The sequence below is a fragment of the Pseudomonas sp. TE4620 genome, from assembly GCF_056279045.1.
On sequence record NZ_JBWBQO010000001.1, the window covers coordinates 2,050,381 to 2,076,828 of the forward strand.

The 26,448-nt window shown below is 66.0% G+C and carries 17 protein-coding genes; 9 read left to right on the forward strand and 8 right to left on the reverse strand.

What is annotated here, in order from left to right; translation table 11 throughout:
* Nucleotides 1–115: 115 nt before the first annotated feature.
* Nucleotides 116–484, forward strand: a complete 369-nt coding sequence (locus tag ACZ9A3_RS09645) for a DUF3302 domain-containing protein (RefSeq protein WP_045198848.1) — start codon at nucleotides 116–118, stop codon at nucleotides 482–484.
* A gap of 2 nt (nucleotides 485–486) precedes the next feature.
* Nucleotides 487–1,446: an HlyD family secretion protein gene (locus ACZ9A3_RS09650; RefSeq protein WP_045198850.1), complete on the forward strand. Its 960-nt coding sequence runs from the start codon at nucleotides 487–489 to the stop codon at nucleotides 1,444–1,446.
* Nucleotides 1,447–1,474: 28 nt separating this feature from the next.
* On the opposite strand, the gene ACZ9A3_RS09655 is transcribed toward ACZ9A3_RS09650, so the two are convergent.
* Both ACZ9A3_RS09655 and ACZ9A3_RS09660 read right to left on the reverse strand, forming a co-directional pair.
* Entirely contained in the window at nucleotides 1,475–2,215 is a 741-nt protein-coding gene (locus ACZ9A3_RS09655) for a Crp/Fnr family transcriptional regulator (protein WP_093383161.1), read from the reverse strand.
* Between the two features lie 60 nt (nucleotides 2,216–2,275).
* Nucleotides 2,276–10,867, reverse strand: coding sequence for a glycoside hydrolase family 94 protein (locus ACZ9A3_RS09660; protein WP_476252460.1), 8,592 nt, complete (start codon nucleotides 10,865–10,867; stop codon nucleotides 2,276–2,278).
* Between the two features lie 257 nt (nucleotides 10,868–11,124).
* On the opposite strand from ACZ9A3_RS09660, the gene xth reads away from it, so the two are divergent.
* The 3 genes from xth (at nucleotide 11,125) to ACZ9A3_RS09675 (ending at nucleotide 14,230) form a co-directional block, all read left to right on the forward strand.
* A complete protein-coding gene (gene xth / locus ACZ9A3_RS09665) occupies nucleotides 11,125–11,904 on the forward strand; it encodes an exodeoxyribonuclease III (protein ID WP_093383155.1) in 780 nt (259 codons plus the stop codon).
* Between the two features lie 132 nt (nucleotides 11,905–12,036).
* Nucleotides 12,037–12,948: an aldo/keto reductase gene (locus ACZ9A3_RS09670; protein WP_476252461.1), complete on the forward strand. Its 912-nt coding sequence runs from the start codon at nucleotides 12,037–12,039 to the stop codon at nucleotides 12,946–12,948.
* Between the two features lie 4 nt (nucleotides 12,949–12,952).
* Nucleotides 12,953–14,230: an NTP/NDP exchange transporter gene (locus ACZ9A3_RS09675; protein WP_476252462.1), complete on the forward strand. Its 1,278-nt coding sequence runs from the start codon at nucleotides 12,953–12,955 to the stop codon at nucleotides 14,228–14,230.
* Here ACZ9A3_RS09675 and ACZ9A3_RS09680 read toward each other — a convergent pair.
* The gene (locus ACZ9A3_RS09680; RefSeq protein WP_045198863.1) at nucleotides 14,227–14,427 is read right to left on the reverse strand and encodes a hypothetical protein; all 201 of its coding nucleotides are present in this window, start codon (nucleotides 14,425–14,427) and stop codon (nucleotides 14,227–14,229) included. The genes ACZ9A3_RS09675 and ACZ9A3_RS09680 overlap by 4 nt on opposite strands.
* Before the next feature lie 122 nt (nucleotides 14,428–14,549).
* Between ACZ9A3_RS09680 and ACZ9A3_RS09685 the strand changes: the two genes are divergently transcribed.
* From ACZ9A3_RS09685 to ACZ9A3_RS09695, 3 genes are all read left to right on the forward strand, one after another.
* Entirely contained in the window at nucleotides 14,550–15,284 is a 735-nt protein-coding gene (locus ACZ9A3_RS09685) for a TraX family protein (protein WP_093383146.1), read from the forward strand.
* An 88-nt stretch (nucleotides 15,285–15,372) separates the two neighbouring features.
* On the forward strand, nucleotides 15,373–15,519 hold the full coding sequence (locus tag ACZ9A3_RS09690; RefSeq protein WP_156160215.1) for a hypothetical protein: 147 nt from the start codon (nucleotides 15,373–15,375) through the stop codon (nucleotides 15,517–15,519).
* A 35-nt stretch (nucleotides 15,520–15,554) separates the two neighbouring features.
* A complete protein-coding gene (locus tag ACZ9A3_RS09695; protein ID WP_093383143.1) occupies nucleotides 15,555–16,115 on the forward strand; it encodes a cupin domain-containing protein in 561 nt (186 codons plus the stop codon).
* A gap of 76 nt (nucleotides 16,116–16,191) precedes the next feature.
* Here the strand turns inward: ACZ9A3_RS09695 and ACZ9A3_RS09700 are convergent, their stop codons facing one another.
* Nucleotides 16,192–17,313 carry an aryl-sulfate sulfotransferase gene (locus tag ACZ9A3_RS09700; protein ID WP_476252463.1) on the reverse strand — a complete coding sequence of 374 codons (1,122 nt, stop codon included), beginning with the start codon at nucleotides 17,311–17,313 and terminating at the stop codon, nucleotides 16,192–16,194.
* 63 nt (nucleotides 17,314–17,376) lie between these two features.
* Nucleotides 17,377–18,330, reverse strand: coding sequence for an ABC transporter substrate-binding protein (locus ACZ9A3_RS09705; RefSeq protein ID WP_476252464.1), 954 nt, complete (start codon nucleotides 18,328–18,330; stop codon nucleotides 17,377–17,379).
* A gap of 33 nt (nucleotides 18,331–18,363) precedes the next feature.
* Here ACZ9A3_RS09705 and ACZ9A3_RS09710 point away from each other — a divergent pair, with 33 nt between their 5' ends.
* Nucleotides 18,364–19,422, forward strand: coding sequence for a GlxA family transcriptional regulator (locus tag ACZ9A3_RS09710; protein WP_476252465.1), 1,059 nt, complete (start codon nucleotides 18,364–18,366; stop codon nucleotides 19,420–19,422).
* A gap of 520 nt (nucleotides 19,423–19,942) precedes the next feature.
* Here ACZ9A3_RS09710 and ACZ9A3_RS09715 read toward each other — a convergent pair.
* The 3 genes from ACZ9A3_RS09715 to ACZ9A3_RS09725 form a co-directional block, all read right to left on the reverse strand.
* Nucleotides 19,943–22,330, reverse strand: a complete 2,388-nt coding sequence (locus ACZ9A3_RS09715; protein WP_476252466.1) for a DUF3772 domain-containing protein — start codon at nucleotides 22,328–22,330, stop codon at nucleotides 19,943–19,945.
* A gap of 147 nt (nucleotides 22,331–22,477) precedes the next feature.
* Nucleotides 22,478–22,945, reverse strand: coding sequence for an SRPBCC family protein (locus tag ACZ9A3_RS09720; protein ID WP_093383132.1), 468 nt, complete (start codon nucleotides 22,943–22,945; stop codon nucleotides 22,478–22,480).
* 19 nt (nucleotides 22,946–22,964) lie between these two features.
* Nucleotides 22,965–26,432 (reverse strand): amino acid adenylation domain-containing protein, encoded by a 3,468-nt coding sequence (locus tag ACZ9A3_RS09725; RefSeq protein WP_045198877.1) that lies wholly within the window; start codon nucleotides 26,430–26,432, stop codon nucleotides 22,965–22,967.
* Nucleotides 26,433–26,448 lie beyond the last annotated feature (16 nt).

Below are 26,448 nucleotides of genomic sequence, written 5' to 3' on the forward strand. Positions count from 1 at the left end.
ATCAGCGTGCTCTGCCCACGTCGGCTGGCGCGACCAACGGTCAACACGGCCTTGAAAACACTACAGGTGAACTACACTGCTGGCACGGACCCCCTGGCTGCGGTGGAAAGCGAACATGCTTGATTACTTCGCGTTGGGTATTTTGATTTTTGTCGGCCTGGTGCTGTTCTACGGGATCATCGTCCTGCACGACATTCCCTATGAAATCGCCGTACACCGCAACCACCCGCACCAGGATGCGATCCACGCCACCGGCTGGGTCAGCTTGTTCACCCTGCATGCGCTGTGGCCGTTCCTGTGGATCTGGGCAATGCTCTACCGCGAAGATCGCGGTTGGGGCTTTCGCGATGGCAAGTCGCCGCAAAACCACGTGGTGCGCCTTGAACAACAGGTCGCCGAGTTGCAGCAACGCATCGCCCGCCTCGAAGGCGTAGCGCCCGCCGAGCCTGCGCCCGGCCACGACGATGGCAACGGAGGGCACTGAGCATGGACTTGCTGCTGATCCTCACTTACGCGGCCATTTGCGTGGCGATCTTCAAGCTGTTTCGCATCCCCCTGAACAAGTGGACAGTGCCCACGGCGGTGCTGGGGGGGATCGTGATGATCGGCGCGCTGATCTTCACCATGAACTACAACCACCCGTATTCGGAAGTGGCGCGTTCCTACTTCGTCTCGGTGCCGGTGATCCCGGCGGTTACCGGCCAGGTGATCGAGGTGCCGGTCAAAGGCAACCAGCCGCTGGAGAAGGGCGATGTGTTGTTTCGTATCGATCCGGCGCCGTTCGAGTACCGGGTGCGCTCGCTCAAGGCGCAGATCGTTGCGGCGCGGGGCGATCTGTACCGCATCAACGAACTGATCAAGCGCAACTTCGGTACCCGCCGCGAGCAGGAAGCGGCCATCGCCCAGGTCGATGACCTGCAGGCGCAACTGGACAACGCCCAGTTCGAACTCGATAGCACCGTGGTGCGGGCGCCGAGCAAGGGTTACGTCACCCATGTGTCGCTGCGCACCGGGATGCGCGCGAGTGCCTTGCCGCTGCGCCCATCGATGGTGTTCATTCCCCAGGAAGGCCAGTACTTTGCTGCCTGGATGCGCCAGAACAGCCTGCTGCGCCTGGTGCCCGGGGATGAGGCGGAAGTGGCCTTCGACGGCATTCCGGGCAAGGTCTTTCATGGCAAGGTCAAGAACGTCATCGCGGTGATCGCCGAGGGCCAGGTGCAGCCGTCCGGCACCCTGATCGGCTACACCGGTTCACCGCCACCCGGGCGGGTGCCGGTCATCATTGAAATCGACGACCCGGCGTACGCCCAGTACAGCGCGCAGATGCCCGGCGGTGCCTATGGCCAGGCGGCGCTGTACAGCAAGCACTTTCCGCACATCGCCACCATGCGCAAGATCCTCCTGCGCATGGCGGCGTGGATGAACTACATCTTCCCGTTCCACTAGTGGAGTACAAATGTACTCCGCGCCGGGTTCACGCCTGCGGCCGGGTCGGCAGATACGGCAGCAGGCGCTCGGTTTCCTTTCTGACCACCGCGTAGCACTCGCAACTCAACTGCTCCAGGCGCGCCCGATCAAGGACCTTGATATGCCCGCGGCTGTACTCGATCACGCCCAGGCGCTGCAGCTTGCCGGCGGCATCGGTGACGCCTTCGCGGCGCACCCCGAGCATGTTGGCGATCAGCTCCTGGGTCATGGTCAGCTGGTTGCCTTTGAGCCGATCCAGCGACAACAGCAGCCAGCGGCACAGTTGCTGGTCAATCGAGTGATGACGATTGCACACCGCGGTCTGCGCCATCTGCGTGATCAGCGCCTGGGTGTAGCGCAGCATCAGCACCAGCAGCTCGCCGTGGCGGTTGAATTCGTCTTTCAGGCGCTGGCCGGGCAGGCGGTAGGCGTGGCCGGCGCTCTGCACGATGGCGCGGCTCGGGGTGCTTTCGCCGCCCATGAATACGGCAACGCCGATCAGGCCTTCGTTACCGACCACGGAGATCTCCGCCGAGGCGCCGTTTTCCATCACGTACAGCAGCGAGACGATGGCGTTGGTCGGGAAGTAGACGTGACGCAAGGCATCGCCAGACTCATAAAGCACCTTGCCCAGCGGCAGGGCGATCAGTTCCAGGTGCACCAGCAGGCGCTCCAGCGCGGTTGTCGGCAGGGCCGCCAGCAGGTGATTGTCCTGTGGCCTGACCTGTGGCTTGGGTGATGCGGGCATACGGAGCCACCGATGGCAGACGAGAGCTGTCTGGCCTCAGGGTACTCCTATCCGCGCAGGCTAGGGGAGGCTGGCAGTGGCCGGCAGGCAATGCGCGCTGATCTGGTGGGTTTGACCGTCATCCACGAGCCTGACCACGCCGTCGGCCAGGGGCTGGCCATCCAGGCTCAGGCTCAACGCGCCCGCGCCCGCATGGCGCACCTCGATGCGGTAGCGGCTGGCGCCATAGCGATAGTGCAGCACGTAGCCCGGCCATTCGGCCGGCAGCAGCGGTTGCAGGCTCAAGGTCTCGCCGCTGCGCTGCAAGCCCAGCAGTGACTCGACGATCAGCCGGTACATCCAGCCGGCGGCGCCGGTGTACCAGCTCCAGCCGCCGCGCCCGGCATGGGGCGGCGCGCCATAGACATCGGCGGCCATCACGTACGGCTCGACCTTGTAGGTGTCGATACGCTCGGCGCTGCCCTGGCGCAACGGGTTGATCAGGCGCAGCAGTTCCCAGGCCCTGGCGCCGTCGCCCAGGCGGGCAAAGGCCATGCTCGCCCAGACGGCGGCATGGCTGTACTGGCCGCCGTTCTCACGCACGCCGGGCACGTAGCCCTTGATGTAGCCAGGGTCCAGGCTGCCCTGGTCAAAGGGTGGATCAAGCAGCTTGACGATACCGATGTCGCGGCGCACCAGGTAACGGTCCAGCGCCTCCATGGCCAGGCGGCCCCGTTCAGGGGCGGCGGCGCCCGAGAGCACTGCCCAGCTCTGGGCGATGGAGTCGATGCGGCATTCTTCATTGCTCGCCGAACCCAGCACCTGGCCGTCATCGAAATAGGCGCGGCGGTACCAACCGCCGTCCCAGCCATGGGCTTGGAGATTGCCACGCAGGGTGGCGGCGCGCCTGTTGCAGTCCTCGGCGAACGGGCCGTCACCCTGGCGCTGGGCGGTGCGGGCGAACTGCTGCAGCACCTCGACGCCGAAAAAGCCCAGCCACACACTTTCGCCCAGGCCCTGTTCGCCGACGCGGTTCATGCCGTCGTTCCAGTCGCCGCTGCCCATCAGCGGCAGGCCATGCACGCCGCACTGCAGGCCGTGTTGCAGCGCCCGCTGGCAATGCTGGTAGAGGTTCTCGGTGAGTGCCGAACGGTTCGGCAGGTCGTAGTAGGACTCCTCGCCAGGGTTCAGCGCGCGGCCTTCGATATAGCCGACCTGTTCATCGAGCACGCCGAGGTCGCCGGTCACCTGCACATAGCGGCTGGTGGCCAGGGGCAGCCAGAGCATGTCGTCGGCGCAACGGGTGCGCACGCCGCGCTGCAGCGGCGGGTGCCACCAATGCTGGACGTCGCCTTCGCGGTACTGATGGCTGGCACACAGCAGCAGGTGCTGGCGCGCCGCGGCCGGGTCAGCGTGGATCATCGCCATGCTGTCCTGCAACTGGTCGCGGAATCCGAAGGCGCCACCGGACTGGTAAAAACCACTGCGCGCCCAGAAGCGGCAGGCAATCACCTGGTACATCAACCAGCCATTGACCAGTACATTCAGGGCCGGCTCCGGGGTTTCGATGCGGATGGCGCCGAGGACTTCGCGCCAGTGCGCGCGCACCCGTTCCAGTTCGATCGCTGCCGCGCGCAGCCCACGGTACTGCTGCACCCGGCGGGTGGCGGCGGTGGCGTCGTGCTCGGCGCCGAGGCGGAACACCACTTCCTGGCTTTCACCGTCGGCCAGTTCCAGCGCCACCTGCAGCGCTGCGCAAGGGTCCAGGCCACCGCCGCTGCGCCCGGAAAGCCGCGCCCGGCCCATGGCTGCCGGCGCGCCAAGATTGCCGTTGCGGCCAATGAACTCCAGGCGGTCGCAACTGAGGCTGCGGTCGGCCAGGTCGCTGTCGAGGAACGCCACCCGCGCGGAAAACTCGATGGAGTAGGCATTGCGCGCAAACAGCGCGCCACTGAACGGGTCGGCCTCACTGACCACGTGCATGGCCGTCTTGCTGCGCAGGTCGCCCAGCACCCATTCCACATAGCTGGTTACCGACAACCGGCGCGGCCGGCCCGAGGTGTTGCGCAGCTTCAGGCGCGAGAACTTCACCGGCGCATCGAGGGCGACGAATACCCACAGCTCGCTGTGCAGGCCGTCCTCGTCATGCTCGAAGACGCTGTAGCCAAAGCCGTGGCGGGTGCGGTAGCTGCCCTGGCCAGGGCACGGCTGCGGGGTTGGCGACCAGTAGCGGCCGCTGTCTTCGTCGCGCAGGTACAGGGCCTCGCCGCTGGGGTCGCTGACCGGGTCGTTGTGCCAGGGCGTCAGGCGAAACTCATGGGCATTGTCGCCAAAGGTGTAGGCGCCACCGCTTTCGCTGATCACCGAGCCGAACTGCGGGTTGGCCAGCACGTTGACCCAGGGCGCCGGCGTCGGCTGCCCCGGGCGGTGATTGATGATGTACTCGCTGCCATCGGCGCTGAAACCGCCGTAGGGGTTTTCCATCAGCAGCCCTGGCTGCACGCTAGGCCCCGGCCGTACCGGCGCCTGCACCAGGCTGCCGGGGTTGGCTTCGAAGCGCGCCAAGGCGTGCTCGCTGCGCCGTTGCTGTACCTGTTCGGCGAGGCTGCCACGGCTGTCGCTGAGCACCAGGCGGGCGACGCTGAGCATCAGCGTGCGGTCTTCGCTGGACAACTGCTGGGCCGGGCGCACGAAGATCCCGCCCGGGCGGTCGAGCAGCGCCGCTTCGCTGCCCGAGGTCACCAGGCCCATGATCAGCTCCTGCAGTTGCTGGCGGTAGCCGGCCTGGTCTTCGTTCCAGATCACCAGGTCCAGGCTCAGGCCTTTCTGCCGCCAGTAGGCATGGGCTTGGACCATCTGGCGCACCAGTTCGATGTTGGCCGGGTCGCTGATTTGCACCTGCACGATCGGCAGGTCGCCGGAAATCGCCTGGCCCCAGAGCCCGGACTGGTTACGCCGATTGCTTGTCAGCACTGCGCTTTCGCTGCGCAGCGACGGGTTGGCATAGATCACCGAGGCGGCCATCTGCTCGAACAGCCGCGCATCGGCCAGGGACGCGTTGAGCTGGCGCAGCAGCACCTGGCTGTGGGTCCAGGCCAGGTCAAAGACCCGGTCTGCCAGGTGCCGGTCGCGGTACTTGTGGATCTGCTGCAGACAGCTTTCGCGGCTTGGGGCGATGCCGGTGACCAGGTCGATGGTCGCACTCTGCCCGGGATCAAGGCTGATCAGGCAGCGAATGGCGACGATCGGATCGAGCACCGCCCCGGCGCTGTCGGACAACCGCTCAACCTCAGGCAGCAACGCCGCCGGGGCCTTGAGCGTGCGGCCACGGCCGATGAAGCGGGCACGGTCGGTTTCGTACGAGAGCGCTTCGATGTCCACACCATGGGCGGCCAGCAGGTGGCACAGCCATGGCACCGGTTCTTGCTGCGAACGTGGCCGGCGGCTACAGACAATGGCCTGCAGCGGGCGCAGCAGCTCGGTCTGCACGAACAGCTTGCTGAACGCCGGGTGCAGGGCATCGCTGATCGCCGGGGCCAGCACCACCTCGGCGTAGCTGGTCAGCTCCAGTTGGCGGCGCTGGCGGCCATGGTTGGTCAGGTGCAGGCGGCGCAGTTCGACATCGTCCTCGGGCGAGACGATGATTTCAGTGTGGCAATCGATGTCGCGTTCGCGCAGGCGAAATTCGGCCCGCGCGTCACTGAAGATCGCCTCCTGGCTTTGTGGCCGGTACAGGGTCGGCTGGTGCGCCGTGGACCAGAACGCACCGCTGGCAACATCGCGCAGGTAGCAGAAGATGCCCAGGCTATCGCTGGCGATATCCTCGTGCCAGCGGGTCACGGCCAGGTCGTTGCAACGGCTGTAACCGGCGCCGGCGTTGTTGACCATCACGTGGTAACGGCCGTTGGACAGCAGTTGCACGGCCGGGCAGCGCCGGTTGGGCTCGGTGAACACCCGCAACTGTTGCTCGCCTGCGCTGGCGTCTTCGCTGACCGGGGCCTGGGCGGCGTGCAGGTAGGCGGCGGCAGTCTTCGGCACGCGCTCCTGCAGCAGCAGAGCGCTGGCCTGGAACTGCGGGTCGGACTCGAAACGCCGCTGCATCGGGCGATCGAGCAGCAATGAGGTCAGGGCAAGCAGGCTCATGCCCTGGTGGTGGGCCATGAACGACTTGATCACCACCGCCTCCTGCCCGGGCGGCAGCCGTGCTTCGCTGTAGTCCACCGCCTCATAAAGCCCGAAGCGCCCGGCAACCCCCTGTGCGGCCAGGCGCTGGAGGTTGGCGCAGGCCGCCGCGGGCGCCACCAGCAGCGCCAGGGCACTGGCATAGGGCGCTACCACCCGGTCTTCGCCCAAGCCGCGCTTCAGACCCAGGCCGGGCACGCCGAAGGCCCGGTACTGGTAGTTGAAGTGGGTATCGAGGCTGTTGTAGGCCGACTCCGACACCCCCCAGGGGATGCCCAGCTGGTTGCCGTAGGCGATCTGCCGGTTGACCGCCGCGCGGCAGGACTGCTCCAGCAGCGTGCCCGGGTAGGAGGGCATCACCAGCATCGGCATCAGGTACTCGAACATCGACCCCGACCACGACAACAATACCGGCTCACCGGCATTGCTGGTGAGCAGGCGGCCAAGGGCGAACCAGCTGTCCTGAGGCACCTGGCCCTGGGCAATGACGACGAAGTTGGTCAGGCGCATTTCCGAGGCCAGCAGGTCGTAGAAGGCGCTGTCCAGGCGTTGTTCGTCGACGTTGTAGCCGATCACGAAAAGGTCGCGCTGCAGATCGTAGAGAAAGCGGAAATCCATGTTGGCCAGGGCGCCAGCCTGTTCGGCCAGGTGCGCGGCGCTGGCGATACGCTCGCGAGCGAGGTTGCGCACGGCATTAACCCGCGCGCGCTCGGCTGCCGGCCAGCGCTGGGCGTCGAGCTGCGCCAGTTGCCGCCAGCTTAGCGGTAGCTGCGCTGCCGGGTCGTCGCCAGCAGGCAGCTCGAAGGCGCGCAATTCATCGAGCAGGTCCTGGCAGTGCTCCTGCAGCGCAGCGCGCCAGAAGGCGCAATCGCCGCTGGGCTCGGCTGGCGACAGCGGGCAGTCGAGCAGCTGTTGCAGCAGCGCCGGCAGTTGCTGCGGTGCTTGGTTGATCTCGAGCTCGGCGCGCAGCACCTGCCATTGCTCATCGGCAATGCCCGCTGCCTTGTAGGCTTGCAGCAGCACATCGAGGCTGTCCAACAGCCCCTGGCGCAGGCGCCCATCGAGCAGCGGCGCATCGCCCAGGGCCAGCAAGCCGGGGCGCAAGGTCAGCAGCAGGCCGGCGAGGTTGCCGCTGTCCACCGTCGATACATACAGGGGGTGCAGCGCCAAGCCGCTGCGGGTGTCGTACCAGTTGTAAAAGTGCTGCTGGTGACGCTCCAGGCTGTGCATGCTCTGTAGCATCGCTGCCAGGCGCTGCAGCAGGCGCGCGCTGCCCAGGTAGCCGAAGTCATGGGCGGCCAGGTGGGCAAGCAGGGCCATGCCCATGTTGGTCGGCGAGGTGCGGTGGGCGACGTTGGCGTAAGGCGCTTGCTGGATGTTGTCCGGTGGCAGCCAGCGATCTTCGGCATTGACGTACTGGTTGAAAAAAGCCCAGTTACGCCGGGCCAGCAAGCGCAGAAACTGCACGCCCTGGAGCGAGATGGCCTGGCTGGCGCCGCTGTCGGCGCGGCTGACCCACCAGGCCAGGGCCGGGCCAGCCAGCCACAGCAGCAAAAACGGTGCGGCGAGGGCGAGCAGGCCCGGCGTTGGCGCCAGCACGGCGATCAGCGCCAGGGCCAGTACCGGCGCGACCCACAGGGTGCGATACAGCCCCGCCAGGCTGTTGACGCTGGTGCGCTCGACCTCCCGCGACGGGCTCCATTGCAACAAGCGCCGTTTGCTCACCAGCATGCGCCACAGCGTGCGGGCAATCGCATCCAGGCTGTAATGGGCCTCGAACGGCAACCAGGCCAGGTTGAAAGTGGCGCGTATGCCGTGCTGCGCGGCGCCGTGCAGCACCGCCAGCAGGTGCTCGGCCAGCGGCACGTCGGTGGTTTTGCCCAGCAGCGCGAGCAAGCTGTCCAGCAGCGGCTGAGTCAGCAGCAGGGCGACCACGGCCAGGGTCCACAGCCCCGGTTGCGGGGCAATCAACCAGGCGCACAGCAGCACACCGAGGAACGCCGCCGGCTCCAGGCTGCGGCGCAGGTTGTCGAACAGCTTCCAGCGCGCCAGGGCGCTGAGGTGGTTGCTTTGCAAGCCGCTACAGCACGGCGCCCAGGGCAGCAGCCACGGCAGCAGTTGCCAGTCGCCGCGAATCCAGCGGTGCCGGCGCTTGACGTCGGCGCTGTAGCGGGCCGGGTATTCCTCGAACAGTTGCACGTCGCTGAGCAGCCCGGAATGGGCGTAACAGCCTTCGATCAGGTCATGGCTGAGGATGCGGTTCTCGGCAAAGCGGCCGTCCAGTGCCTGTTCGAAGGCATCGACCGCGTAAATGCCTTTGCCGATGAACGAGCCATGCAGGAACAGGTCCTGATACACATCGGACACCGCGCGGGTGTACGGGTCGACCCCGGCATCGCTGCCGAACAGCCGCGCATAGCGCGAACGGGCGGCGCTGGGCAGGCTGATGCCGACCCGCGGTTGCAATATGGCGTAGCCGCGATGGATCCGCCCGTGGGCGTCGAAGTGCGGCTGATTGAGCGGGTGCTGCATGGCGCCGATGAACTGGCGAGCAGCATCGCGGGGCAACTGAGTGTCGGTGTCCAGGGTGATGACATAGCGCACTCCTGGCAACGCCGCGATATCGCCGACGATCAGCGCAAAGCGCTCAACGCCGTGCCCGCGCAGCAGCGCATTGAGCTCGGCCAGCTTGCCGCGCTTGCGCTCGTAACCCATCCAGGCGCGTTCGGCGGGGTTCCAGCGCCGCGGCCGGTGCAACAGCAAAAACCGCTCGCCAAGCAACGCCGGGTACTTGCGGTTCAAGGCGCTGATGCGCTCGCTGGCCTCGGTCAGCAGGCCGGCGTCCTGCTCCTGCACCTCGACCGGGCTATCCATGAAGTCGGTGAGCAGGGCGAAGTACAGCTGCTCGTCGCGGTTGGCGAGAAAACGCACCTCAAGCCCTTCGACCAGTTCCTCGACATCGGCACTGCTGGCCATCAGCGTCGGCACCACCACCAGGGTGCGGGCCTCGGCCGGCAGCCCTTCGCGGTAGTCCAGGCGCGGCAGCTGGCACGGCGCAACAGTGAGGGTCACCAGCCAGTTGATCAGGCCGATGGCCAGGCGGCTGGTCATCAGCAGCAGCGCCACGGCCAGCAGTGCCAGGCCCCAACCGGGCCAACCGGCCCGATGGCCGTCGAGCAGAAAGGGCCAGGCAAAGCCCAGCGACAGCAGCGCTACCGGGGTTAAAAAAAACGCCAGCGGCGCGCGGTGCAACAGCCGCTGCCAGCGTTGGGCCAGCGGCACACCGGCGCCCAGGTGGCGCTCCAGTTGCTCAAGGCCCGGGCCGATCAGGTAGAAGCCGACATGCCCGGCGACATCCGCTGCCGGCGGCGGTTGGCCGCGCTGCTGGGCGAGCGCGATGGCCTGTTGCGCGACCTGTTCCTCGCTGTGCCGGCAATGCCGCGCCAGGCGCTCGATGACGTGGCGGTAGTGATCGCGGCTGGCGAAGTCCATGTGCGCGTAGGCGCCTGCGGGGTCGTTGCGCAGCTGGCGCTCGACGTGGCTCAGGCGCTCGACGAAGGCCCGCCAGTCGCTGGTCGAGAGCAACCGCAGGCTGGCAATGCTGTTGCTGATCGACACCTGGTCGGCGGCCTGTTGCTGGGCATCCAGGTGCACCAGGCGCTCGATGGTCAGGCCGGATTCGGCCAGCAGTTGCTCGATCCAGGTCAACGGCTGGATCAGGGTTGCGCTCTGGCCCTGCAGCCTGCGGGTAAGTTCGGCAACGAAGGCGGCGGTCATCGGCGGTTCGGAGCGGGCCATGTCGGCCACCACCAGCACCACGCTTTTGGCGTCGCGCTCGGCGGTTTCGCTGAGACGGTCGGCCCAGTCATTGGCCAGGTTGCGGTCAGCCCAGCTGGCCATGACCCGCGCAGCGATGCGCCGCAGGTTCTCGATCAGGGCCAGGCGCAGCATGATCGGAATCGCCCACAACTCGCCCAGGGTCAGCGCGGTGACGCTCTGGTAGGCCTCGACGAAGCGGCTCAGGCTTTCGTCGTCGACCCGCCCATCACCGTGGCTGATGGTTTCCAGGGCGATGTCGTAGACCCTCGGCAAGCCGGTCGACGGGCCGTTGCCCAGGCGCGGCAACTGGCGGCTGTAGCCTTTGGGCAAGTGGGTCTTGGCCAGGCGGATATGGGCTTCGACCAGGTAGTAGTTGTCCAGTAGCCATTCGGCGGCGGGGGTCACTCGCCGGCTGCTGGGCTGGGCGTCGATGAAGCGTGCGCAACTGCTGGCCAGGACCCGTTCATTGTCGGCCAGGCGTGCTAAAAGGCCATCGGCACGGGGCGTCGGGTCCAGCCGGTGCTGGCGGGCGAGCAGGGTGCCATGGCTGGCCATTTGTTCGGCGCTCAGCAGCTCCGCGCGCAGCAGCGCCTCGTAGCCGAAAGTACGCGGTGCGGATCGCCATGAAAGGCGCTTAAGCAGCATCAGGGCACGGGGCCAGGGCTTGTCCATGATGTCCTTGTATGGGCTGAGGCTGACAGCTGCAGTGTGCCGCGGTGGCGGTGGCGGGTCTGTACGCTAGCGAACAGAGCGCTTGGTCCATTGCGCTTAGGCTGAGGTGTACAACTCGGTCACCGGCTCCTGGGGCTTGCAGGCCGGGGTGCGTAGCGAAGGGACGAAAATCTCGTTGATCAAATGCTGACGGTGGCGGTCTGAGGCTTTGAGGGCTGCGCTGCAGCCCATCGCTGGCAAGCCAGAGGAAGAGCCCCTTGAAGATCGCCACCTTCAACATCAACGGCATTCGCGCGCGGCTGCCCAACCTGCTCGACTGGCTGCAGCGCGAACAGCCCGATGTGGTCTGCCTGCAGGAACTCAAGGCCGCCGATGCTGCGTTTCCGGCCGCCGATTTCGAGGCCCTTGGCTATGGCTCGCTGCACCACGGCCAGGCCTCGTGGAATGGCGTGGCGATTCTTGCCCGCGAGGCCCAGCCGCTGGAGATCCGCCGCGGCCTGCCGGGCCTTGAGGACGACAGCCAGAGCCGCTACCTGGAGGCCGCCGTACAGGGCATTCATATCGCCTGCCTGTACCTGCCCAACGGCAACCCGCAACCGGGGCCGAAGTTCGCCTACAAGCTGGCCTGGTTCGAGCGGCTGATCGACCATGCCAAGACCCTGGTCGGCAACGATCACCCGGTGTTGCTGGCCGGCGACTTCAATGTCGTGCCCACCGATTTCGACATCTACAACACCCGCTCCTGGCTCAAGGACGCCTTGCTCCAGCCCGAGAGCCGCGACTGCTACCAGCGCCTGCTGGCCCAGGGCTGGACCGATGCCATCCGCCACCTGTACCCGGATGAGCGGGTCTACACCTTCTGGGACTACTTTCGCCAGCACTGGCAGAAAAACGCCGGCCTGCGTATCGATCACCTGCTGCTCAACCCGGCCCTGGCCACGCAGCTGAAAAACGCCGGGGTCGATGCCTGGGTGCGCAACGAAGCGCACGCCAGCGATCATGCGCCGGTGTGGATCGAGCTCAAGGCCCCGGCGTGAGCCTGCGTACAACGGCCCTCGGGATTGAGTGCAGCTAGCGACTACATATGCAGTTACGAATACTGCGGTGCAAAGCGCTCTCGCGCACTAAGCTTTTAGCCCTTGAGTGCAGGCTTTATCAGGAGGTGTGCCATGCCCACCCGTCGCCACTTTCTTGCCGCCAGTGCCACCCTGGCCGCCGGGCTGGCCCTCACTGGCTTGCCCTTGGCCCAGGCCAGCAGCGCAATGCTCACCCGCAAGATCCCGTCCACGGGTGAGGCGCTGCCAGTGATCGGTGCCGGTACGTCTGGCAGTTTCGAGGTCGAGGCGGGTTCGCCTGATTACCAGCAGCTCAAGCAAGTGCTCAAGGTGTTTTTCAATGGTGGCGGCCGGGTTATCGACACCTCGCCCAACTACGGCGGCGCCGACGCCATCCTTGGCCAGCTGCTGGAGGAGGGCGGCTGGTGGGACAAAACCTTTATCGCCACCAAGATCGCCGCCGACAGCCGCGCCGACGCCGAATCGCAGTGGGCCGGGACCCTGCAAAAGCTGCGCACCGACAAGGTCGACCTGCTGCAAATTCACAACCTGCGCGACTGGCAACGCCAGTTGCCCTATGCCCGCGAGCTCAAAGCCCAGGGCCTGACCCGCTATGTCGGCGTGACTCACTACATTGACAGTGGCCTGGAAGCGCTTGAGCAAATTCTGCGCAGTGAAGCCCTGGACTTCATCCAGATCCACTACTCGGTCAATTCGCCCAAGGCTGCGCGCACCGTGCTGCCCCTGGCCCAGGACAAAGGCGTGGCGGTGTTGATCAACCGCGCCTTCGACGATGGCCGGCTGTTTGCCAAGGTCAAGGGCCAGGCGCTGCCCGGCTGGGCGACCGAGGCGGGGATCGGTAGCTGGGCGCAGTTGCTTCTCAAGTTCGCCATCAGCCACCCGGCGGTGACCACGGTGATCCCGGCCACCAGCCGCCCGGACCGCCAGCTTGACCAGCTCAAGGCCGGTAGCGGGCCACTGCTCACCAGCGCGCAGCAACAAGACCTGATCAAGCAGTTCGCCTGAAGCCATGAAACGCTTGGGCACCCGCGTGTTCAACGTCAGGCCTGGCGAGGCACCGGCGGTGGTTGCCGGTTTGGCGCTGTTCTTTTTGCTGTTCGCCGGTTACTTCATGCTGCGCCCGGTGCGCGAAACCATGGGCGTGGCCGGTGGCGTGGACAACCTGCAGTGGCTGTTCACCGGGACCTTTGTCGTCACCCTGATCGCCTTGCCGCTGTTCGGCTGGCTGGCCTCGAAAGTACAGCGCCGGCGCATCCTGCCCTGGACCTACGCGTTCAAGGCCAGCAACCTGTTGCTGTTTGCGGCCTTGTTCGCCGTGCAACCCGATAACCTCTGGGGCGCGCGGGCGTTCTATATCTGGTTGTCGATGTTCAACCTGTTGACCATCTCCCTGGCCTGGAGCGTGCTCGCCGACCTGTTCTCCAGCGAGCAGGCCAAACGCCTGTTCGGCCTGCTGGCGGCGGGGGCGAGCGGCGGTGGCTTGCTCGGGCCATTGCTTGGGACGTTGCTGGTGGGCCTGATCGGTCATGCTGGGCTGGTGCTGCTGGCCACGGTGTGCCTGTTCGCCAGTGTGGTGGCGGCCATGTACCTGCAGCACTGGCGCGACCTGTACCCGCTGCCGGCGCAAACCGAGCATCCGCGTTCACAGGCGTTGGGCGGCAACCCCTTTGCCGGTGCCAGCGAGGTGTTGCGTTCGCCCTACCTGCTGGGTATAGCGCTGTTCGTGGTGCTGCTGGCCAGCGTCAGCACCTTCTTGTATTTCGAGCAGGCGCGGCTGGTGGCCGCGCACTTCACCAGCCGTACCGAACAGACCCAGGTGTTCGGCCTGATCGACAGCGCCGTGCAGGCCCTGGCGATCCTCACCCAGCTGTTTGTCACCGGGCATGTCGCCCGCAAGCTCGGGGTCGGGGTGTTGCTGGTGGCGGTGCCGCTGGTGATGGTGCTGGGGTTCATCTGGCTGGCCCTGGCGCCGCTGTTTGCCGTGTTCGTGCTGGTCATGGTGGTGCGCCGGGTGGGCGAGTACGCGCTGGTGCGGCCGGGACGCGAAATGCTCTACACCGTGGTTGAGCCCGGGCACAAGTACAAGGCCAAGAACTTTACCGACACCGTGGTTTATCGCGGTGCCGATGCCGTGAGTGGCTGGCTCAAGCGCGGCCTGGATGTGATGGGCGATCATCCGCAGCTGGCGATGCTCATCGGCGCGGGGATTGCCCTGGGCTGGGCAGGCAGCGGCTGGTGGCTGGGGCGTCAGCAGCGCCGGCGCGAGGATCAGCCGGGCCATGTTTAACTGCTGCGCACCCCGCGCAACTGCGCGGCAAGCTCGGCATTGATCGCCACCAGCTTGGCAATGTTCTGCCGGGCCTTGAGCAGTTCGCTGTTGAGGTACTCGGCTTCGTTGGTCATCAGGACCACCTGATGCTTCCACATTTCCACCAGGGTCGGTGAATCCGGTGCGGCGAAGTCTTCTTCGTAGTCGGTCATCATGGTTACTCGTTGTTGCTGTATGCATATACAGTAATCCATGTTTACAACCTTTTTCCAGTCCAGCCGACAAACTGCAGGTGCCTGTGGCATTGTTCGCTAACCTTTTTCCGACCGGGACGGACATGAGCGAGCAGCGTGGCGCCCAGCGGCACATCAGCCTGGACCTGCTCAAGTGGCTGGCGATCATCAGCATGATCGCCGATCACCTGCGTTTTATCTGGCCGGCCGAGCATTGGCTGTTTGTCGTCGGCCGCCTGGCGTTCCCCTGGTTTTGCCTGGCGATTGCCGCCAACGTGGCCCGCGCCCCACCCGGGCAGGCCTTTACCGCGGGCACGGCGCGCTACCTGCAAGGGCTGGTGATTTTTGCCGTGCTGTCGCAGTGGCCGTATCGCTGGCTCAACGGCCCGTCGCCGACGCTCAACATCATGCCGACCCTGGCGCTGGGCCTGTTGATTGCCTGGGGCCTGCACCATCACCGTCGGCGCAGCAGTGTGTGGGTTGCCCTGGCAATAGCTGTGGTGGCGACGCTGGCAGCCGACGGGTTGATGTACGGGCTGGCCGGGGTGCTGCTGCCGGCGGCATTCCTGCTGGCCCTGCGCCTGGGCCCGCTGGCCTGGCTGCTACCTGCGGGCCTGGCGGTGGCGGCCAACCTGAGCAACCTCTGGCTGCGCGCCCATCCGCTGCAGGCCATTTCAGTCATGGCCCTGGGCGCCGCATTGCTGTCGGCCCCGCTCGGCCTCGGGCTGTTGCGCCTGCAGCTGCAACGTCAGGTATGGCGCGTCGGGCGCTGGGGCTACTGGTTCTATCCGCTGCATCTGTTGCTGATCAAACTCATTACCATCATTGACTATACTTGAGCTTCAGGTACTGGCTCACCGGTCGAAGTCGCGCGGACCCAGGTGTATCGATCAGTGAGGGCTTGATTCGGGCCCCAGGTGTCGCAGCATGATGGAAGTTCACTGGGGCTACTTGCTGTTGGCGGCGATGCTGATCGCCTCGGTCGGGGTACTGGCCTGGGGCGCGGCGTTGGCCCGGCGCCGACGGCGCGAAGAGCGCATCGCCCGCGAGCACGAGCGCGACAATCAGCGCTAAGGGTGCCAGCAGCGCAGGTCAGATGGACAACCGTGATGAACCCGCACCTCAGTGAGATCGACCCGCAAACCATGCTCGGCAATCGCCGGCTGTTGTATTTCGAGGATGACGGCGCGACCCCCAACAGCCGCTTGCCGGTGCTGCTCTATCATCTTCGGCTCGCGCCGCAGAGCGATGCCGCGGCGGGCTTCGAAGCCTTGTTCCGCGCCCATCAATGGCCACCCTTGTGGCGTGCGGGCATCTTTGCCTACCAGCATTATCACTCCAACGCCCACGAAGCCCTGGGCGTTGCCTGCGGGCACGCCCAGGTGATGCTCGGCGGTGCGCAGGGCCAGCTCCTGGGGCTCAAGCGCGGCGATGTGCTGGTGCTGCCGGCCGGTACCGGGCACTGCTGCATCGACAGCAGCGAGGACTTTCTGGTGGTCGGCGCTTACCCGCTGGGCCAGCAGGGCTACGATATCCAGCGCCCCAGCGCCAAGACCCATGAGGCGTGCCAGGCGCGCATCGCCCAGGTGCCGTTACCTTGCCAGGACCCGGTGATCGGCGCCGGCGGCTGGCTGGCGTCGGCCTGGCATGTGCTTGCTGATCCGGCGTAGCGGCCCTGTAGGTGATGATGTTTTGCGCGATAAATCCGTGGCAGCCGTGGCTACGGCTGCTGGCGGATTTAAAACGCTAGTCGCGTTGCAGCCAGGCGATATCCTGCGCCTGGTAACGGTGCGCACGGAAGATCGCATTGTTTTCACCCGGCAGGTAAGCCTGTGAGGCGGCGTCCGGGTAGGCGGCAAAGTGCGGGTTGATGTATTCCCAGACCACCTCGCCGGCGCGGGTGACCTCGAACAGGCGGCCGAAGTTGGCCTCGGTGATCAGCGTGTTGCCGTTGTGCAAACGCTGGGCGCCGCCCATGAACGGGGTGAAGAAGGCGTAGCCTGGGGTATCGGCATATTGCCATTCGATGCGCTGGCGCACGGGGTCGATCTCGATCACCCGCGAATGCGGCATCGACACCTGCGGGCGCGAGATGCCGTTGTCGAACACCAGGATACGGCCGTCCGCCAGCTCGCTGGGGCAATGCTGCTGCGCCACCAGGTCATGGCCCAGGCGCCAGAGTACGCGGTCGCTGGCTTTGTCGACGGCGATTACCGAGGATACGCTGCGCAGGCTGAGGATGACCTTGCCGTCGCGCCCCGGCGTCACGCTGTTGGTCATCGGCCAGTGATAGCGCTCGAAACAGGCGTGCAGCGGGTAGTCTTCCGGGGCCAGGTGTTCCCAGCTGCGCCATTGCCAGAGCAGGTTGCCGGCGCGATCGACTTCCTTGACCACATCACCGTAGATCACCCCGCCAGGCGCTTCGCTGCCGGGGATACCGCCTTGCACGCGGCGGGCGATGTCCAGCGGCAACGGCTCGGCGGTGGTGTACAGCAGGTTGCCGTTGGCCAGCCACTGGGCGTCGTGATGATGGCCGAGGTCGGTGTGCTGCCAGAGCACTTCGCCCTCGGGCGTTACCTCGCTGAAGGCGCCGCCGTGCCACACCGACCAGCCGGGGAACAGCTCGGGCGAATCCGGGTGATTGCCGTTGTAGCCAAGGTTGCCGTTGGCGAGGATCACCGCGTCGCGCCCGGGGCGCTGGGGCAGTTGCCAGCGGTGCACTTCTTCGCCGTGCAGGTCGATCAAAAACACCTTGCCGCCGGCGGTTTGCGGGGCAAACAGGGTGTAGCCGCCGGCCGAACGTTCGGTGTCGACGGCCAGCAGGCCGGTGGCCTGGCGGCGCAAGGTGGTGCTATCGAGGGTGGGCATCACATTTCTCCAGATGAACGCCGCCCTGCCGGCGTTTGCGGCATAGCGACAAGGGCAGGGGGGTTAGGGCAGCAGGGGGTTGTAGCGGTCGTCGAAGGCCTCGGCGACCTTGATCGGCCGCGGAACCAACCGTGCCTGGGCAAAGCTGTCGGCCAGGCGTTGCTGCAGGCCGATGACCCGGGCGTCCAGGGCCACGTACTGCAAGTGCTGCTGGGCAAGCATGTCGCGCACCAGCCCCAGGGGCAGGCGGGTAACCCTGGCCAATTGTTGCGCCCAGGCTTCGGGGTTGGCCGTGGCCCAGGCCTGGGCGCGGGCCAGGCGCTGGACGAAATCACCCAGCGCCTCGGCTTTGTGCGGATCGTCGAGGGCGGCGAGGCTTGCCACGGTAAAGTTCAGCCCGGTTTCCGGCCACTGGCTGCCGTCCAGCAGTTTTTGCGCACCGCGCGCGGTGGCCTGGCCGACAAAGGGGTACCACACCGCCCAGGCATCGAGCTTGCCGCTGGCAAAGGCGTTCTGCGCATCCACCGGGCTTGCATAGACCACGTTGACGTCACTGAGCTGCAGCCCGGCGCGGGCGAGGGTGGCCAGCAGCAGGTAGTGGCCGCTGCTGCCTTTGGCCACGGCGATGCGCTTGCCCTTGAGGTCGGCCGCCTGGCGAATCGGCGAGTCCGCCTGCACCAGCAGCGCGTTGTTGTTCTGTGCACCTTCGGCCGCGGCGACCACGCGCACCGCAAAGCCGCCGGCCTGGGCAAACACCGGTGGCGCGTTACCGACTACACCCACGTCGATGGCAGCGGCATTGAGCGCTTCCATCAGCGCGGTGCCGGCGCCGAACGGGTGCCAGTCGAGGCGGTAGGCAAGCCCCTGGTCTTGGCCGGCGGCCACCAGCAGCGCCTGGGTCAGGCCGCTCTGGTCGCCGACTTCAAGTTCCGGCGCGGGCGCGGCCCAAACCTGCAAGGTGGCCAGCAGGCTGGTCAGCAACCCAAGGTGCTTGGCAGTGAAGGACTTTCTCGGCATCGTCTGGGCTCTCGAATCACGTGTGCCTTGAGTATGTCGACGCAACCTGCCAGCCACCATGCCAAACACCCCACCTTTTCTGCCATGCACAGCGCCCGGACGGTGCTGGTACTGGCATTTCCCGGCGCGCTGCTGCTCAACGCCGCTGGGCCCCTTGAAGTATTTGCCGCGGCGTCGCGGGTGCTCGGCGGCGAACTGGCCGATAACCCGCCTTACCGGGTGATACTGGCGTCGGCCCAGGGCGGCGAGATCGAGACGATCTCCGGGATTGGCGTGATGACCCGTTCGTTGGCCGAGGTCGACAGCACGCTTGCAATCGACACCCTGATCGTCATCGGTGGGCCGGGGGTTGCCGAGCTTGAGCGTGACCAGCAGGCAATCGCCTGGCTGCAACGCCGGGCGCCGACGGCGCGGCGCCTGTGTTCGATCGGCACCGGCGCCTTCGCCCTGGCCGCCGCCGGGCTGCTGGACGGACGCCGGGTGGTCACCCACTGGCAGTTTGCCCAGGCTCTGCAACACAGCTACCCGGCGCTGCGCGTGGAACACCAGGCGTTGTACCTGCATGATGAGCGCTTATGGACCTGCGGCGGCGCCGCGGCCGGCATCGACCTGGGCCTGGCCCTGCTCGAACAGGACCTGGGTGCCCAGGCGGCATTGGCCCTGGCGCGTTACTTCACAGTGTTTTTGCAACGCTCGGCCGAGCAGGCCCAGCTCAGCGCGCCGCTCAAGGCGCAGAGCCAAGCCCTGCACCGCGACCGCGACCAGCGCCTGGTGCGCCTGCATGCCTGGATCGCGGCAAACCTCAATGGCGACCTGCGGGTTGAACGCCTGGCCGAAAAACTCGGCATGAGCCCCCGGCACTTTGCCCGCGCCTATGCCGCGGCTACGGGCGGCACCCCGGCGCAAACCGTCGAAACCCTGAGGCTTGAAGCTGCCTGCCGCTTGCTCGAAACCAGCCAGGAACCGATCAAGCGCATCGCCGAAACCACCGGCTTCGGTAACGAAGAACGCATGCGCCGCAGTTTTCAGCGGCAACTGGGCACCAGCCCGCTGGGCTACCGTTCGCAGTCAAGGCTGCAGCTTGCGCGCTAGCAGGTTTCATCGCCGGCAAGCCGGTTCCCACAGGTGGCGTAGGCCTTGAGAGGCGTGAGCGGATCCATTGGCGACGCTGCTCACACCTCACCTTTACGCTTTTGTGGCGGGCTACGAGTGGTGGTGAATGGATCGGCGATGCACGAAAAGCGAAAGCAAAGAAGCGCTTTGCTTCTAGATGTACGTAATCGCAGGCGCCACCGATCGTCCCTTGCAGAAGGCCGAGTGGAACCCTTGCGTAGTGGGGCGACGGCCATGGATGGCCGGCGAGCGCCGCAGGGCCAGGGACGGCCCTTCGGCGCGCCCCCACGGGAGCAAGGGTGGAAGGAGGGAACCCGGAGCGCAGCGCAGGGCCGATGAAGGGACAGGGCGTTTTTGGTTACTTTTGCCGCCAAGCAAAAGTGACCCGCCGTAAGGGCGGAAGGCGCCGGCAGCGCCTCATCATCAAATGGATCAACTCAAACACAGCCTGGCCGCCCCAACACTTGTAAGCCTTCCAAGGCAGTTGCTCCCACAATGTTCAGCTTGCCGGCGCGGCCGGCTTGGCCAGTTCGATACCCGCCGCGCCCAGGCGCTTGAGGATCTCGAACAGCAGGTCGCTCTTGGTGGTACCGACAATCCGCGGGCTGCTGACGTAACCGGTCACGGTCAGGGTGATGCCGTCGGCCGTGAGCTTGCTGAAGCGCACGAACGGCGCCGGTTTGTCGAGGATGGTTTCGTGCTCGCAGTAGGTATCGTAAAGCAAGGTCTGCACCTGCTCGGGGTCGATATCCAGCGGGAACACCAGCTCCAGGCTCGCCACGCCCTGGGCGCTGCCACCGAGGGTGACGTTGCGCAGGTTCTGCGAGATCAATTGCGAGTTGGGCACGATGACGATCGAGCGGTCGCTGAGCTGGATTTCGGTGGCGCGCACATTGATGCGGCGGATATCACCCTCGACCCCGCTGATGCTGATCAGGTCGCCGACCTTGACCGGGCGCTCGGTGAGCAGGATCAGCCCGGAGACGAAGTTCTTGACGATTTCCTGCAGGCCGAAGCCGATACCCACCGACAGCGCACTGACGATCCAGGCCAGGTTGGTCCACTTCACCCCTAGCGACGACAGGGTCAGGAGGATCACCAGGGCATAGCCGATGTTGGCGAACAGGGTGCTGAGCGAGGCGCACATGCCCGGGTCCATGTCGGTCTTGGGCAGGAACTCGTTGTCCAGCCAGCGGCGCAGCGTGCGGATCAGGTAGATGCCCAGCACCAGGGCCAGCACGGCATTGAACAGGTGCCCGGGGATGATGTTGAACTGGCGCAAGCCGGCGCCGCCCAGGAACGCGACGATGTTGCTGATCAACTGCCCCAGGGTGGTGCCGATGCCGCCAACGAACAGGGTGATTACCGCCAGCAGCAACAGCGCGGCACGGCCGAAGCCGGAGACCAGGGTCTCGATCTGGTCCAGGCGCCGGTCGCCGATGCCCAGCAGTTCCTTGAGCGCCTTGCCGCTGGCCTGACGCGGTGAGAAGACATATTCGCAGCCGTCCTTGAACACCTGGATGAGCACATAGAAGCCGGCCAGCAGGATGAACACCCAGACCACCTCGTAGGTCACAAAGCGCGCCAGCGACACGTAGCCGGTCAGCAGGGCAATCACCGAGATGACCATGGCCATGCTGGCGATGCTGTAGATCAGCCCGGCCATGGTCGAGGCGGCTTCCGGAGCATCGCCGGCGGCGGCCATGACCCGGCGCGCGCGGCTGGTGCGCACCAACAGGGCGATGATCAGGGCGCTGATCACCAGCGCGGCGATTCCCCGCCCGGCGATCACCAGCTGGCTGCTCATGCCGGCGGCGTTGGAGATCTGCACCAGGGCCACCAATACCAGCAAGGTACTGGCCAGCCAGCGGGCGAAGGGCTGCAAGGCCAGCGCCACCGGGTCGGCGATGTCCGGCAGCCGCCAGGACGGATGCGAGGTCGACAGCAGTGCGCGGCTCAAGCCGGTGATCAGCACGCAGGTATAGGCAAGCTTTTCGAACTCTTCAGAAAACGTCGCCAGCATCGACGGCAACGGCAGGTGGTGGGTGCAGGCGTAAAACAGCAGCTCCAGGGCTACCCCGGTGGCCAGCAGGGTGGCCATTACCGAGGCCAGAGCCAGCGAGCTGCGGCGCAGGCGGCCTTCAGGCACGCGGTTCATGCATAACCAGGCCAGCCAGCGCTCCAGCAGCCGGCGGCCGAGGGTCCAGGCCAGTATGGCAAGCAGCACCAACAGCAGGGTGGCGAAGCGCTGGCCGGGCTGCCAGACCGCGTTGGCGGTATCGTTGACCTCGTCGAAGAACGCCTGCAAGCGCTGGCGGTCGTCTGCCGAAGGGGTGAGCACCGGCGACCAGAATGCCGGGTTGAGCAAGCTGTGGGTGCTCAGGGTCAGCTCGCTTTCGAGCATGGTGCGGCGAATGGCGGAAATCTGCGTCAGCAGGTTGCTGGCGTTTTCCTTGAGCGCGGCCAGGGCTTTGAGGGTGGTGTCGAGGCGGTTTTTTTGCTCGGTAAGCGCCGTGCGTTGCGCGGCGATGTCCGAGGTGCCGGGCACCAGGGCTTCGACCGGCGCCGGGCCGAGCACTTCCAGTTGCGCGCGCAACTGCGCCTGTTCGGGCAACAGCGCCGCGCTCAGCCGGTCGATATCGACGATCAGCGCCTGCAAGCGGTCTTGCGGGCCTTCGAGCTGGTTGTAGTTGTTGGCCTGGGAAATCTGCTGCTTGAGGCTGTCCAGGCGCAGTTGCAGGGCTTGCAGGTCTTGCTGGGTGACCTTGACCACAGGCGCGGCAGCACTGGCGGGTGCTGGCGCAGGGGGTTGTGCGGCCTGCCCGGGAGGGCTGGACAGCAGCAGGGTGAGGGCAATGAAGCCGATGATCTGCAAAGCACTGCGCATGGTTATGCCCGGTTCGGTTATTGATCTCCCAGCTTATGAGGGTAGGACATCGGCGGGCATTTGCCCGGCTGCGCTTGTGCGTTGTGTAGTGAACCGCGAGGCAAAGCCCGCGCCTACCGGGCGGTGGGAGCGGGCTTGCGCTGCGGCTTAAGCGAACATCTGCTTGACGTTGTTCATGGCACCATCGGCAAAGCCCTGGAGGAACGCCTGGAACGCCGGCAGGTCTTGCGCGCCGCCGGTCTGCGGCTCGCCAATGATGGTCCAGGTGGCCAGTGACTGATTGGCGCCCTGGGCCTTGACCTCCATGCGCGCCCAGAGGTTGCCGATGTTCAGCGAGGTGTAGATCAACGACCAGGTCATGACCATCTGCTGGTCATCATGGCTATTGAGTTGCTCCATCACCACGTTGCCATCCTTGAACAGCTTCTTGCGCACCGAGCGCACGCCGCTGCCGGTCATTTCAATGTGCGACAGCGCCGGGATAAACACCGGAAAACCGGCGAAGTTGCCGACGATGTTCCACACGCTGCGGGCGTCGGCATTGACGGCCACCGTGGCAACCACGGGCTCGCCAACAGGGTTTTTGATCAGGGTATCGGGTTCCAGATGTGACATGTCGAGCTCCTTTGACGGGTTAGATGAAGTCGATTTCTTTGAGGAATTCACAACCCCGGCGCAGCAGGGTCGGGCTTTTGGCGGGGTACTCCTCGCCCATGTTGTCGATGCCGTGGCGGGCATTGCCGTGCTCGATCATCGAGATGTCGCCGATGTCTTCCTCAAAACCGTTGAGGTAGAAACCGACTACACCGAACAGGGCGTTGTCGCTGCCGATGGTCGACAGCCGCTGCTGCCAGCGGCTGACCGGGACCAGCTGGAAGTCGTGGCCCATGTGGCGGAACGCCTCGACGTAGTTGTCCCAGCTCAGCGGCGTCGGGTTGTGCAGGTTGAACACCGCGCGGTTGATGGTGTGGCGGCTGGCATGAAAACCGATGAAGCGCGCGAGGAAATCCACCGGCATCAGGTCGAAGTTCAGCGACAGTTGCGGCACTTCCTTCAGTTGCAGCGAGCCCTTGAGCATCAGCATCAGGCGGTTCTGGTGCGGTTGGCAGACGCCGGTGCGGGTATTGAAGGCAATGTTCCCGGGGCGATAGATATTGACTCGCACGCCACGCTCGCAGGCGTTCCAGAGAATCCGCTCGCCGACCCACTTGGACAGGTTGTAGCCATTGCGGATGTAGATCGGCGGCGTCGCCGCGGGCGGGGTTTCCAGCACCCGGCCCTGGGCATCGATGCTGCTGGAGGCCGACAGGGTGGAGATGAAGTTGAAGATCTTCTTGCTGCGCCCCTCGCACAGTTTCAGGCATTCAAGCAGCGGCGCCACGTTGTCCTTGATCAGCGACTCGTAGTCGAGCACGTGGTTGACGTTGGCCGCGTTGTAGATCAGCGCGCCGTAGTCGCGGTCCAGGTGTTCGTACTCTTCGGCGCTCAGGCCCAGCAGCGGCTGGCTGATGTCGGCGGCCAGCACCCGCACACGGCTCATGTCCAGGTGTTCGAGGCGGTTGTCGACCAGGGCCTGGGCAAAACGCTGCTGCGCCGATTGCCCGGGGGATGCGCGAACCAGGCAGGCGACTTCGCTGGAGCCCAGTTCGAGCAGTGCCTCGACCAGGTGCACACCAAGAAAGCCATTGGCGCCGGTGACGATGACCTTGTGCACGTCACCCTGGCGGCTGAGCGGCAGCACCTCAAGGTCGACACTGAGGTTGGCGTCGGCCAGGGCCCGGGCGCTGACCACGGCATCGGCGGTGTCGTCCTGCTCGAGCAGGCGCGCCAGGTTGGTCAGGGTTGGCTGCTCGATGAAGCGGTTGATCGACACGCCCTTGGCGAAGGTCTCGCGAATGTCCATGAGCATGCGCGAGAGCAGGATCGAATGGCCGCCGAGGTTGAAGAAGCTCTCGTCCAGGCCGATGTCGTCGGCGTCGATTTCCAGCAGCTTGGCCCAAATCGCCAGCAGGCTTTGCGTGGCCGCGCTCAGCGGCTGGGCGCGCACCTGGCGCTGACGGCTGTCGTCGGGCATCAGGCGCAGGGCCTTGCGATCGATCTTGCCGTTGGTGGTCGCGGGCAGGGTCTCGAGCAGGCGCCAGCGGGCAGGGCGCATGTAGTCCGGCAGGTGCTGCTGGGCATGGGCCTTCAAGGCTTCGGTGGCGCTGTGCGCATCACCGTTGCGCGGTTCGGCGAAGAACGCCAGGATGCGCCGCTGCTCATCGATCACCACGGCCTGCTGGCCGAACAGGTTGCTGCTGCGCAGCACGTGCTCGATCTCTTCGGGCTCGACCCGAAAGCCGCGGATCTTCACCTGATTGTCCAGGCGGCCGATAATTTCCACGCCGGCGCGGCCCCAGCGCGCCAGGTCGCCGGTGCGGTACAGGCGCTCGCCGTGCAGGCCGCCGCTGCCGTTCAGGTAGCGCTCGGCGCTGGCGGCGGGGTTGTGCAGGTAGCCGGCACCGACGCCGGGCCCGGCGATGTAGATCTCGCCGCTCTGGCCTTCGGACACCGGCAGGCCTTGTTCGTCGAGCAGGTACAGGCGGGTATTGGCGATCGGCAGGCCGAGCAGGCGGTTCGAGTCGCCGGCGCGCATCACCCGGCTGGTGGCCAGCACCGTGGTTTCGGTGGGGCCGTAGATGTTGTGCAGGTGGCAGTGCTCGGCCAGGGCGTCGATCACGTGCGGCTCGCACACATCGCCGCCGGTGATCAGGTGGGTCATGCCGCGCAGGCTGTGCAGCGGCAGGATGCTCAGCAGCGCCGGTGGCAAGAAGGCATGGCTGACTTCGGCCTGGACCACCAGTTGCGCCAGGGCCAGCGGGTCGCGGCGCTGGTCCTCGTTGGGCACCACCAGGCAACCGCCTTCGAGCAGGGTCGGGAAGATGTCCAGCAGCGAAGCATCGAAGTTGATGGTCGAGAACTGCAAGGCGCGGGTCTTGGGCCCGACCTCGACATGCTCGGCGTACCAGGCACAGAAGTGGCTGAGGTTGGCAACGGTCAACTGCACGCCTTTCGGCGTTCCGGTGGTGCCCGAGGTGTAGATCGCCACGCACGGCCGCGCACCTTCCCAGGTGCCGCGCAGCAGCGACTGATGCTGGGCCAGGGCAATGCCCTGGTGGCCATCGGCGCCTTGGTGCACGGCGCTCAGGTGGCTGACATCCAGGCCGATGCAACCGGCGGGGATGGCCAGGTTATCGTCGTGGATGACGATCCGCGCCCGGGCATGTTCGACGATCAGCGCCCGGCGTTCGGCGGGGTGGCTGGGGTCCAGCGGCAGGTACAGGGCACCGCAGCCAAGCACGGCGAGGATCGAGGCGTAGAGGGCCACGCCCTTGCCCAGGGCGATGGCCACCACCGGCTGCTGCCGGTCTTCACCCAGCAGCGGCACCAGGCGCTCCTGGATCGCCACGCTCAGGGCATGCAGCTCGCCATAGCTGACGCTGCGGCCTTCGACCAGCAAGGCCGGGGCGTCATGGTGCTGGCGCAGGCTGGCGGCCAGGCGCTGGATGAACGGCACGCTGGCCGCCTCGCTAATGGCCGGTGCTGCCGTGCGGTTGCAACGGTGGGCGAAGGCCAGGGTGTCGAGCACGCCCAGCCCGGCGCTGGGCACCTGGCCCAGGGCCTGGAAGCGGTACTGGCTGAAGTAGTCGTCATGGCGCGAGTAGCCGCTGACATGCGCCGCTGCCGCCTCGACCAGTTCCTGCACGGCCCTGTTCACCAGGTCGGCGCCGTTGCCCGAGGCCTCTGCAGGTACATCCTGGCGTTCCAGGCATTGCCAGGGCTGGCTGCCCTGGCGGCCCAGCAGGTGCAGTTGCAGGTCTTGCAGCGGGTCGCTGAGGTCGCTGCCGCTGACCTGCAACGAGACTTGCCAGGTGTTGCCCGTTTCCGGCCACGGCGCCAGGGTCGCGTCGTCGATGACCAGGTCCGAGGCGTGGAGTTGCCAGTGATCGTAACTGGCCGGCGTGTCGAGCAAATGGGCACCATGGCCCATTCGCCGCAACTCGTCCGCCAGGCAGGCCAGCCCGCGGCTGCTCCCGCACAGCAGAATTTCAAGACGTCTCATCGGCATTGATTCCTTT

Excerpts from the sequence above, each read along its gene's own strand:
- ACZ9A3_RS09645 (WP_045198848.1), top strand. The coding sequence starts at position 116 with ATGCTTGATTACTTCGCGTTGGGTATTTTGATTTTTGTCGGCCTGGTG.
- ACZ9A3_RS09650 (WP_045198850.1), top strand. The coding sequence starts at position 487 with ATGGACTTGCTGCTGATCCTCACTTACGCGGCCATTTGCGTGGCGATC.
- ACZ9A3_RS09655 (WP_093383161.1), bottom strand. The coding sequence starts at position 2,215 with ATGCCCGCATCACCCAAGCCACAGGTCAGGCCACAGGACAATCACCTG.
- ACZ9A3_RS09660 (WP_476252460.1), bottom strand. The coding sequence starts at position 10,867 with ATGGACAAGCCCTGGCCCCGTGCCCTGATGCTGCTTAAGCGCCTTTCA.
- ACZ9A3_RS09670 (WP_476252461.1), top strand. The coding sequence starts at position 12,037 with ATGCCCACCCGTCGCCACTTTCTTGCCGCCAGTGCCACCCTGGCCGCC.
- ACZ9A3_RS09675 (WP_476252462.1), top strand. The coding sequence starts at position 12,953 with ATGAAACGCTTGGGCACCCGCGTGTTCAACGTCAGGCCTGGCGAGGCA.
- ACZ9A3_RS09680 (WP_045198863.1), bottom strand. The coding sequence starts at position 14,427 with ATGATGACCGACTACGAAGAAGACTTCGCCGCACCGGATTCACCGACC.
- ACZ9A3_RS09685 (WP_093383146.1), top strand. The coding sequence starts at position 14,550 with ATGAGCGAGCAGCGTGGCGCCCAGCGGCACATCAGCCTGGACCTGCTC.
- ACZ9A3_RS09690 (WP_156160215.1), top strand. The coding sequence starts at position 15,373 with ATGATGGAAGTTCACTGGGGCTACTTGCTGTTGGCGGCGATGCTGATC.
- ACZ9A3_RS09695 (WP_093383143.1), top strand. The coding sequence starts at position 15,555 with ATGAACCCGCACCTCAGTGAGATCGACCCGCAAACCATGCTCGGCAAT.
- ACZ9A3_RS09700 (WP_476252463.1), bottom strand. The coding sequence starts at position 17,313 with ATGCCCACCCTCGATAGCACCACCTTGCGCCGCCAGGCCACCGGCCTG.
- ACZ9A3_RS09705 (WP_476252464.1), bottom strand. The coding sequence starts at position 18,330 with ATGCCGAGAAAGTCCTTCACTGCCAAGCACCTTGGGTTGCTGACCAGC.
- ACZ9A3_RS09710 (WP_476252465.1), top strand. The coding sequence starts at position 18,364 with ATGTCGACGCAACCTGCCAGCCACCATGCCAAACACCCCACCTTTTCT.
- ACZ9A3_RS09715 (WP_476252466.1), bottom strand. The coding sequence starts at position 22,330 with ATGCGCAGTGCTTTGCAGATCATCGGCTTCATTGCCCTCACCCTGCTG.
- ACZ9A3_RS09720 (WP_093383132.1), bottom strand. The coding sequence starts at position 22,945 with ATGTCACATCTGGAACCCGATACCCTGATCAAAAACCCTGTTGGCGAG.
- ACZ9A3_RS09725 (WP_045198877.1), bottom strand. The coding sequence starts at position 26,432 with ATGAGACGTCTTGAAATTCTGCTGTGCGGGAGCAGCCGCGGGCTGGCC.